The organism is Thiolapillus sp. (assembly GCF_048562965.1).
GTDB lineage: Bacteria > Pseudomonadota > Gammaproteobacteria > Chromatiales > Chromatiaceae > Thiolapillus > Thiolapillus brandeum_A.
The window spans coordinates 1-932 of record NZ_JBHNMF010001067.1 but is presented as its reverse complement, the minus strand read 5'-3'; the positions used below and the strand labels follow the sequence as shown (position 1 = coordinate 932).

The following is a 932-nucleotide window of genomic DNA, read 5'->3' as shown; positions in this document are numbered from 1 at the left end:
AATAGGTTGTCAAAGGCCGAGTCGATTTTGGGGACTGGGATGTCCCAAAATCTATCACGAGGCCGAAGACACGCTTGGCCTTCCTCGACGAAAAAACCACTCAAATCGACCAACTCATCGAAAAAACCCAACAAAGCATCAACCTGCTCAAGGAAAAGCGCGCTGCGCTGATTACCGCCGCCGTCACCGGTAAGATCGACGTGCGCGACTGGAACGAAGAGGCCGCCTGATGACCGAAGCTCACCACGAAATCCACCTCGAATCCCATATCGTTGATCAGCTCAAACAACAAGGCTGGCTGGAAGGCGATCATCAACACTACGACCGTGCCCGCGCCCTCTATCCCGAGGATGTGATCGGCTGGATTCAGGATACCCAACCCGATGCCTGGGAGAAGCTGCGCCGGGTTCACGGCGTGGATGCCGAATCCACGGTGCTGGACCGGCTGGGCAAGACCCTGGCTGCCAAGACCGGCGGCACCCTGGAGGTGCTGCACCGGGGCTTTTCGGTGGCGGGTGCGGGCACCCTGGCCATGAGCCAGGCTCGGCCCGAGGACAGCCGCAACCAGACAGTGAATAACTGCTATGCCGCCAACCGCCTGCGGGTGGTGCGCCAGCTGCGCTATTCCCTGGACAACGAGAACGCCATTGACCTGGTGTTCTTCATCAACGGCCTGCCGGTGGCCACGGTGGAGATCAAGACCGATTTCACCCAGTCGGTGGAGGCCGCCAAACAGCAGTACCGGGTGGATCGCAAGCCCAAAAGCGCCACCACCGGGCGCATGGAGCCACTGCTTTCCTTCCGGCGGGGCGCGGTGGTGCACTTTGCCCTGTCCGATTCCGAAATTTACATGGCCACCAAGCTGGCCGGTGAGTCCACCTTCTTTCTGCCCTTCAACCGGGGTAATGATGGGGCTGCTGGTAACCCACTAG

At 60.1% G+C, this 932-nt stretch carries 2 protein-coding genes; both read left to right on the top strand.

Translation table 11 applies throughout. From position 1 onward, the window contains the following. Window positions 1–74: 74 nt before the first annotated feature. Complete coding sequence (locus ACOCD2_RS22315) at window positions 75–230, top strand: hypothetical protein (RefSeq protein ID WP_293650561.1); 156 nt, start codon at window positions 75–77, stop codon at window positions 228–230. Further along, window positions 230–932, top strand: a 703-nt coding sequence (locus ACOCD2_RS22310; RefSeq protein WP_293650560.1) for a type I restriction endonuclease, incomplete at its 3' end; no start/stop codon positions are given. The genes ACOCD2_RS22315 and ACOCD2_RS22310, both read left to right, overlap by 1 nt.